This window comes from Microbacterium sp. (assembly GCF_030149085.1).
GTDB lineage: Bacteria > Actinomycetota > Actinomycetes > Actinomycetales > Microbacteriaceae > Microbacterium.
Genome location: NZ_JASBSF010000019.1, coordinates 1 through 3,684, shown reverse-complemented (window position 1 = coordinate 3,684; position 3,684 = coordinate 1). Strand labels below are relative to the sequence as shown.

The following is a 3,684-nucleotide window of genomic DNA, read 5'->3' as shown; positions in this document are numbered from 1 at the left end:
GATCTCGATGGCGCCGATTTCGACAGGCTCGTCCATGTGCTGGCCTGGTTGCGCGAGAACCCGGAATCGGGCCACCTGGTGCGGGAACTGCCGATCCGCGGCATCCACACCAAATGGATCGAATCTCGCCGCGGACTCGTCGAGGCGTTGCATCGGGCGGGAACCGGAGCGCCCGGACTGGGCCTTCGCGAGCCGTCACCGCTCATACGGATCCGTGCTCTCGATCCGTCGCTCTCGTTCCAGGGGCTCACCGATGTGTCGGCGCCCGTCGACGACCTTGCGGCAAGCACGATCCGACCCGAGCGCGTGTTCGTGTTCGAGAACCTCGCCACCCTGCTCGCGATGCCGGATGTGCCCCAAGCAGTAGCAGTGCACGGTGGCGGTCACCGCGTCGATCTCGTCGCCCGCCTCCCGTGGGCGCAAATGGTCACCTACTGGGGCGATCTCGATTCGCACGGATTCGCCATACTCAACCGACTTCGAGCCAGGGGTGTGGACGCAACGTCAGTATTGATGGATATGGATACTCTGTTCGATCACCGTGATCTGTGGGGGATCGATCCGGATCCGAACGTCGGCGTGTTCGAGCTGCTCACGCCTGATGAGCGCGCGACTCTCCAGTCGCTGAGCGCGGAGGGCAACATACGCCTCGAGCAGGAGCGCATTCCGTGGAGCTACGCGCTCGCACGGCTCGGGGTGTCCTGACGAGGCATCTGATCGTTGCCCCAGCGCGCTCCTATTGACCTGTCAGCGACGCGTGCTACCGTAATCGCAACAAACGCAACCACCTGCGTTTACGTGTATTGAGGTGATTTCCGTGTCTCGCGCTGCAGTTGTTGAAGAGACGTACCTTCCCAGCAGGGGAGTCGAGCTTGCCCCTGTGCTGGACTTCCTCACCGCCCATGAGGCCGCCGGTCGGGCTCTTCCCGAGCCAAGGTACTTCCTTGCGGGGACGCGTCCAGGCGACCAGGTCGAGCTTCCGGAAGAGGTCTACCTCGCTCTCCGCAAGATCGTGGACGCGATGCAGAGCGGGCTTGCCGTGTCAGTTGTACCCCAGGCAACACGGCTCACCACCCAGCAGGCAGCGGATCTGCTGAACGTGAGCCGCCCGACCATTGTGAAGCTCCTCGACGAGGGTGAGATCCCATTCGAGAAGGCGGGAACGCACCGACGCATTCTCCTCGCGGATCTGCTCGAGTACCGAGAGCGCCGGCGGGAGCGTCAGTACGACATGCTCGCCGCCACGCGCGACGCCGTCGACGAAGACAACATCGAGCAGACGCTCGAGGACCTCAGAGCGGCGAGGAAGGCGGTCGCCGCAAGGCGGGCAGCCCGACTCTGACCTCGCAGACTGACAGGATGGGGTCGTGTTCACGGCGACCCTCGACACCAGCGTGCTGTGGCCGAGCCTGCAACGCGACTTCCTCCCATCCCTCGCGGTCGAAGGCGCGTACCGACCGACCTGGAGCTCGGCGATCCTCGACGAACTCGAGTTTCACGAGGAGGCCAAGCTCGTGAAGCGGGGGATACCCGTGACCGAGACTGCTGGCCGCGCAGCAACCCTCATCGCCGCGATGCGGCGAGAGTTCGCCGACGCGGAGGTCGAAGGCTGGGAACCGCTGGAAGGTACCTTCGGGCTTCCCGATCCGGATGACGAGCATGTGGTCGCTGCGGCCGTCATTGCGGGAGCCGGAGCGATCGTCACCGAGAACCTGAAGGACTTCCCTGCAGCCAAGATTCCGCCGGGCATCCAGGTGCTCAGCGCCAGGGAGTTCGCGAAGAACACTGTCGCGCTCAACCCCAGGCATGCGCTCGCCGCGGTGCGGGAGATCGCGAGTCGGTCCGGCCGCTACGGTACAGCGCTCACCGTCGAGGAGATCCTGGACACGTTGCGCGACCGATACGGCATGATCGAAGCTGTCGAGATCATGGTCGAAGCTGCGTCCGCGTAGCCTCCAGATCGGATAACTGAAGGACGGGTGCGGCCACCCGATTTCGCGCCGAACACCCGCCACGTTTCTGCCACAAATCGCCAGATATCGACAACGTCACCGGGCCAAGCGGCGGATCCTACGCCTCTTGCCGCGGCGCTATTGGCGGCCCCGCGACGATCCCTTCTCGAGGCGGCGTGCGGGCATGATGGAGCACGTGACCCGTCATCCTCGAGCAGACGAATGGATCGAGCGACTGGGACTGCGCGCGCTCGAGGGTGAATCGGGATGGTGGACTCCCGCCTTCCGTTCGCATGTAGAGGTTCGAACCGTCGACGGTGTGGCATCGCCAGCTGCGAACGCCATCTATTACCTGCTCGACCCGCGTCGCCCGATCAATGCGTGGCATTGGCTTGCTGCCGATGACACCCACGTCATCGTCGACGGTGGTCCGGTCGAGTACGTGGTCGTAGACAGCGACGGCATGGTGACCACGTCTGTGGTGTCTCGAGAGACTCGACCGATGATCACCGTGCCGGCCGGGTCCTACAAGGCGCTTCGACTTGTCGACCCCGCCGGCTTTGCGCTGATCTGTTCGGTCGTCACGCCGGCCTGGACTCCCGACAGGGTCCGAATCGAACCGCCGACGCGAATAGAGCGACCCGCATGGCTCGACGACCTCACGATGTCCGAGCTGACGACCGGCGTCGCGGGTGTGCGGCGGTGTTCGGACCGGCCAGCGACCTGATCAGGCTTGCCCGCCTTCCGCTCATCCGCGGCGCTGTAGCGGAGCTGCTCGCCCTTGTTGGCAGCATCCGCGCCTGAGATCGAGCGTCGGTGGCGCGAGCTATCGTGAGAGCTGCTAGTCAGAAGGGGCACCGCATGACCGACTTCGCCCAGCGCATGAATGCCATCACGATCGAGCAGCTTCGTGCCACCGGCGCAACGAAGTGGTCGGCGACGGATGACTCGATCGGCGCCTTCGTCGCTGAGATGGACTTCGGCGTCGATCCGGCCATCACCGCCGCCTTGCACGCAGCGGTTGACGACGGAGCCTTCGGATACATGCCCCAGCGGATCGCCGCTGATCTGTCGGATGCGACGGCGGGGTTCCTCGAGCGCCGCTACGGCTGGAGTGTGCCCGCGAGCGATGTGTGGGGCATCCCGGATGTGATCATGGGACTCGAACTCGCGATGGAGCACTGCAGCGCGCGTTCGACGAGGGCGGGAATCTGCTGCTGTGCAAAACCCGTACAACCCGGTCGGGGACGATGTGCGGACAGGCGGGTGCGGGATTCGCGCGTCTCATCTTCGCGACGCCCCAGCCTGTGCTCGATGAGATCGTTCGCCGGCTCGCCGCGGTGACCCCAGTGCGCTAGATCGGCTCGGGAGTGACCGCCCCGAGACCCCGATGCTGATCGCGAAGGTATGCCGCGTAGCCGCCGGGGGTGCGTCCAACGAGTCGTCCCGACGTGAGGACCTCGGCCAGGTCGCTGGCGACGACATGCGCTCCCGCCGTGCGGCAGCGCTCGGCCAGTATCACGTCTTCGTGCTCCGGGACGTCGCTGAAACCTCCCGCCGCACGGTAGACATCGGCCCGCACGCCGAGGTTGGCGCTTGACCCCTGATCTTGGACACGCTGATTCCAGCACGATGCTGGGGAAGCGAGAATCCAAGGGATGGCTAGGAAGAACTACACGGACGAGTTCCGGCAGCGGGCGGTGGACTTGTATGAGTCCACGCCGGGTGCGAC

General features: G+C 65.1%; 6 protein-coding genes. All 6 read left to right on the top strand.

The features are described from left to right. The coding region (locus tag Q1V87_RS00730; RefSeq protein WP_300590428.1) for a Wadjet anti-phage system protein JetD domain-containing protein at positions 1-705 on the top strand (705 nt) is incomplete at its 5' end. A gap of 112 nt (positions 706-817) precedes the next feature. Then, positions 818-1,342: a helix-turn-helix domain-containing protein gene (locus tag Q1V87_RS00725; RefSeq protein ID WP_300590427.1), complete on the top strand. Its 525-nt coding sequence runs from the start codon at positions 818-820 to the stop codon at positions 1,340-1,342. Positions 1,343-1,367: 25 nt separating this feature from the next. Beyond that, positions 1,368-1,952, top strand: coding sequence for a PIN domain-containing protein (locus Q1V87_RS00720; protein ID WP_300590426.1), 585 nt, complete (start codon positions 1,368-1,370; stop codon positions 1,950-1,952). Positions 1,953-2,136: 184 nt separating this feature from the next. Beyond that, a complete protein-coding gene (locus Q1V87_RS00715) occupies positions 2,137-2,679 on the top strand; it encodes a cupin domain-containing protein (protein WP_300590425.1) in 543 nt (180 codons plus the stop codon). Positions 2,680-2,813: 134 nt separating this feature from the next. Then, positions 2,814-3,296 (top strand): hypothetical protein, encoded by a 483-nt coding sequence (locus Q1V87_RS00710; protein ID WP_300590424.1) that lies wholly within the window; start codon positions 2,814-2,816, stop codon positions 3,294-3,296. Positions 3,297-3,342: 46 nt separating this feature from the next. After that, on the top strand, positions 3,343-3,552 hold the full coding sequence (locus Q1V87_RS16245) for a hypothetical protein (protein ID WP_366945390.1): 210 nt from the start codon (positions 3,343-3,345) through the stop codon (positions 3,550-3,552). Positions 3,553-3,684 lie beyond the last annotated feature (132 nt).